Origin of the sequence: Pseudomonas sp. ATCC PTA-122608 (genome assembly GCF_001952855.1) — a bacterium.
GTDB lineage: Bacteria > Pseudomonadota > Gammaproteobacteria > Pseudomonadales > Pseudomonadaceae > Aquipseudomonas.
In genome coordinates this window covers 1-3,535 of the sequence record NZ_LPNO01000036.1, presented here as the reverse complement: position 1 = coordinate 3,535, position 3,535 = coordinate 1, and the positions used below count along the sequence as shown (strand labels likewise).

At 58.7% G+C, this 3,535-nt stretch carries 3 protein-coding genes and 1 pseudogene; 2 read left to right on the top strand and 2 right to left on the bottom strand.

What is annotated here, in order from left to right; all coding sequences use genetic code 11:
- Positions 1 to 188: pseudogene (locus tag AU074_RS25860) on the top strand (IS256 family transposase); the annotation flags it as partial.
- A gap of 214 nt (positions 189 to 402) precedes the next feature.
- On the opposite strand, the gene AU074_RS25855 reads toward AU074_RS25860, so the two are convergent.
- Both AU074_RS25855 and AU074_RS25850 read right to left on the bottom strand, forming a co-directional pair.
- Positions 403 to 897, bottom strand: a complete 495-nt coding sequence (locus AU074_RS25855; protein ID WP_076017155.1) for a DUF1289 domain-containing protein — start codon at positions 895 to 897, stop codon at positions 403 to 405.
- A gap of 150 nt (positions 898 to 1,047) precedes the next feature.
- A complete protein-coding gene (locus AU074_RS25850) occupies positions 1,048 to 2,298 on the bottom strand; it encodes a ribonucleotide-diphosphate reductase subunit beta (protein ID WP_008432895.1) in 1,251 nt (416 codons plus the stop codon).
- A gap of 399 nt (positions 2,299 to 2,697) precedes the next feature.
- Here AU074_RS25850 and AU074_RS25845 point away from each other — a divergent pair, with 399 nt between their 5' ends.
- Complete coding sequence (locus AU074_RS25845) at positions 2,698 to 3,057, top strand: GNAT family N-acetyltransferase (RefSeq protein ID WP_256576971.1); 360 nt, start codon at positions 2,698 to 2,700, stop codon at positions 3,055 to 3,057.
- Positions 3,058 to 3,535 lie beyond the last annotated feature (478 nt).

Here is a 3,535-nt window from a genome sequence, read left to right as displayed (position 1 = left end):
ATGCCCAGTTGCGCAAGATCATCAAGACGCGAGGCCACTTCCCAACGGATGAGTCCGCGACAAAGCTAATCTGGCTGGCATTGCGAAATATCACCGCGAATTGGGGCAGTGCAGCTCATGATTGGAAGAGCGCGATGAATCAATTTGCGATTCTGTACGGAGATCGATTTATCAGGCCGACCTGGTAAAGCTAGGCCTGCCTGACGGCAGGCCGTAACCGGCCCGAACACAAAAAATCTGACACTCTCGCAGGCGATCGAGCGGTACGCATTGCACACCGATCGCGAAGCCCCCTGGAAACTCTGATTCCCCCCCCCGTAGCAGCTGTCGAGCCTTGGCGAGGCTGCGTCAGCGGTGTATCAGGCACACCGCAAACGCAGCCTCGCCAAGGCTCGACAGCTGCTACGAGCCGAAAGTGGCTATCAACGGCGGCCCAAACGATTCCCGCAGAAACCCCGGCGCGATATACCGCTCGTAATGCGCCTCGGACAACAGAAAAAACTCCCGATCAATCGCATCCCGCAAATCCGCCAGACTTCGCTCGCGAAACTCCGGCAACAGCGCCAACCCATACGCATCCAGCTTCGAAATCACCCGCGCGCCCCGGGCAATCAACTGGTACGCCCAGCAATACGGCGACTGGTGGGGCACAAACCGAATCTTGCGGTCTTCCAGTTGCTGGCGCAGGCGCTGCGGGTCCAGCACCTGCAGCTTGCTGGTCATCACCTGCACCAGCAGTTGTTCCAGGCGCAGCCACACCGCTTGTTTCTCCTCGGCGTTGTAGCCGTTCCACTGAATCACCTCATGGTGATAACGCTTGCAGCCCCGGCATACCAGGTCCCCGTAAACGGTGGAGCACAGGCCGACGCAGGGTGTCTTGATGGTTTGATTGGGCATAAAGGTACGTATACAAAATTTATGGAGCACCGATAACCAATGTGGGAGCGGGCTTGCTCGCGAAGGCGGTGTGTCAGTCGCCAGATATCTAGGCTGATCCACCGCATTCGCGAGCAAGCCCGCTCCCACATTTTTAATTGGCGTCGCTAATCAGTCCCAGCTCAGCGCGCCGCCGGTCTGGTACTCGATCACACGGGTCTCAAAGAAATTCTTCTCTTTCTTCAAGTCCATGATCTCGCTCATCCAAGGGAACGGATTCGTCGTCCCTGGATACTCTTCCTTCAACCCAATCTGCGACAAACGGCGGTTCGCGATGAACTTGAGGTAGTCCTCCATCATCGCCGCATTCATCCCCAACACCCCACGTGGCATGGTGTCACGCGCGTATTCGATCTCCAGCTGAGTCCCTTGCAGGATCATCTGGGTTGCTTCTTCCTTCATCTCGGCATCCCACAAATGCGGGTTTTCGATTTTGATCTGGTTGATCACATCGATGCCGAAGTTCAGGTGCATCGACTCATCCCGCAGGATGTACTGGAACTGCTCGGCCACGCCGGTCATTTTGTTGCGACGGCCCATGGACAGGATCTGGGTGAAGCCGCAGTAGAAGAAGATGCCTTCCAGTACGCAGTAGTAGGCGACCAGGTTGCGCAGCAACTCTTTGTCGGTCTCGACGGTGCCGGTTTCGAACTTCGGATCGGAGATCGAACGGGTGTACTTCAAGCCCCAGGCAGCCTTTTTGGCGACCGATGGAATCTCGTGGTACATGTTGAAGATCTCGCCTTCATCCATGGCCAGCGATTCGATGCAGTACTGGTAGGCGTGGGTGTGGATCGCTTCTTCGAAGGCCTGGCGCAGGATGTACTGGCGGCACTCCGGGTTGGTGATCAGGCGGTACACGGCCAGTACCAGGTTGTTCGCGACCAACGAATCTGCAGTGGAGAAGAAACCGAGGTTGCGCATCACGATGCGGCGTTCGTCGTCGGTCAGGCCTTCGGGGTTTTTCCACAGGGCGATGTCGGCGGTCATGTTGACCTCTTGCGGCATCCAGTGGTTGGCGCAGCCGTCGAGGTATTTCTGCCAGGCCCAGTCGTATTTGAAGGGGACGAGTTGGTTGAGGTCGGCGCGGCAGTTGATCATGCGCTTTTCGTCTACGGCGACGCGGGCAGCGGAGCCTTCCAGCTCGGCGAGGCCTTCGGCGACGTCGAGTTTGTCGAGGGCGGCCTTGGCGCGGATGATCGCGGCGGAGTCGCTGGCGGTCACGTTGCGGGCTTCAAGGGCGGCGGCAGCGCCGGCGCCGTCGAGGCGGTCCATGTTGGCTTCGGTGGCGTGGCCGGCGTTGGCGCCTCGGATGACTACGTCACCGGTGTCTGGTTGATCTGCTTCATCCCAACTCAGCATTGAATTGCTCCTTCCTGGTCCGTTTGACGGCGTGGGCTTCGATTCACCCAGCGTGTTCAAAAATGTGCGTTTTGCAGGCTTCAAGGCATTGAAATACTGCGCATAGTGTGGTCGGTATTCAGCGTCGCCGCACACTATGTAGTGGTTGTCTGTGTTTGTGGGCACACTATATGGTGTGTAATAACGATGGTCAACGCACAAGACGGGCCGTTTTGAGTGTCTGGCATGAAGTAGGTCAGCTATAAATGCCGGGATCATTGACCCGAATCAGGACCTCAAAGGAATGAACAATCTGCAGATCCGCGCCGCCCGTCTGGAAGACGCCGAGGGCATTTTCCAGGTGCATAAGAACTCCGTCGAAAACCTCTGCAAGCCGATTACGTCCCGGACCAGATCAGCATGTGGCTCGACGGCCGCTCGCCCGAGACCTACCGCGAGGCGATCGTCGCCGGAAACTTCTGGCTGGCTTGCACTGATACGCTTCAGGGCTTCGTGGAAATCGACGGCCATGAAGTCAGCAAACTGTTTGTCCGGGGTGACGCCGCCGGGCAGGGGATTGGTGCCCGATTGCTGCTCGAAGCACTGCAACGGATCGAAGCTGCCGGCCATTCCAAGGCGTACCTGGAGGCGACCCTCACCGCCGAGAAATTCTATGCCGCGTTCGGCTTTCGCAAGATCGGAGAGGGCACCTTCAGCCGGGGCAACAGCCCAGTGTCCATCGAGATCATCAAGATGGAGCGATTGTTCCAGGGGGCATGACCAAAACGCACCTCAAGCAACCAAAAGGTCCTTGCCCAACCACTCGGTGCCTCGCCCGCTCGCGGCCATCGTAGTTGACGGCCCCCCCGAAAGCAGAGCTGCTTTCCTGTAGGAGCGAGCTTGCTCGCGAAAAACCTGAGACCGCCGCGTTCATCCAGAATGCCAGCGTCATCGTTAACGACCTTCGCGAGCAAGCCCGCTCCCACATTTGGACCGTGCCCGCTCTAGATTTCGCTGTTGCTTCACCACACTCAAGCCGGCCGGTAGGCCGCTGTGCTGTTGATCTGCTTTTGATCTTGATCTTAGGCGCCCCGTTAAACCACGCTGGCCGAACGTAGGCAGTACGGAGCGGGTAAACCGGCAGGACGCCGGTTTAGCCGCGACGGGGCAGGGACGCCCCGTCGCGGCGGCCCGCTTCGTGCTGCCGGAGTGCGGGCACACCGAGCCCAAGCGAGGTGCCGAGTGGTGGGGCAAGAGC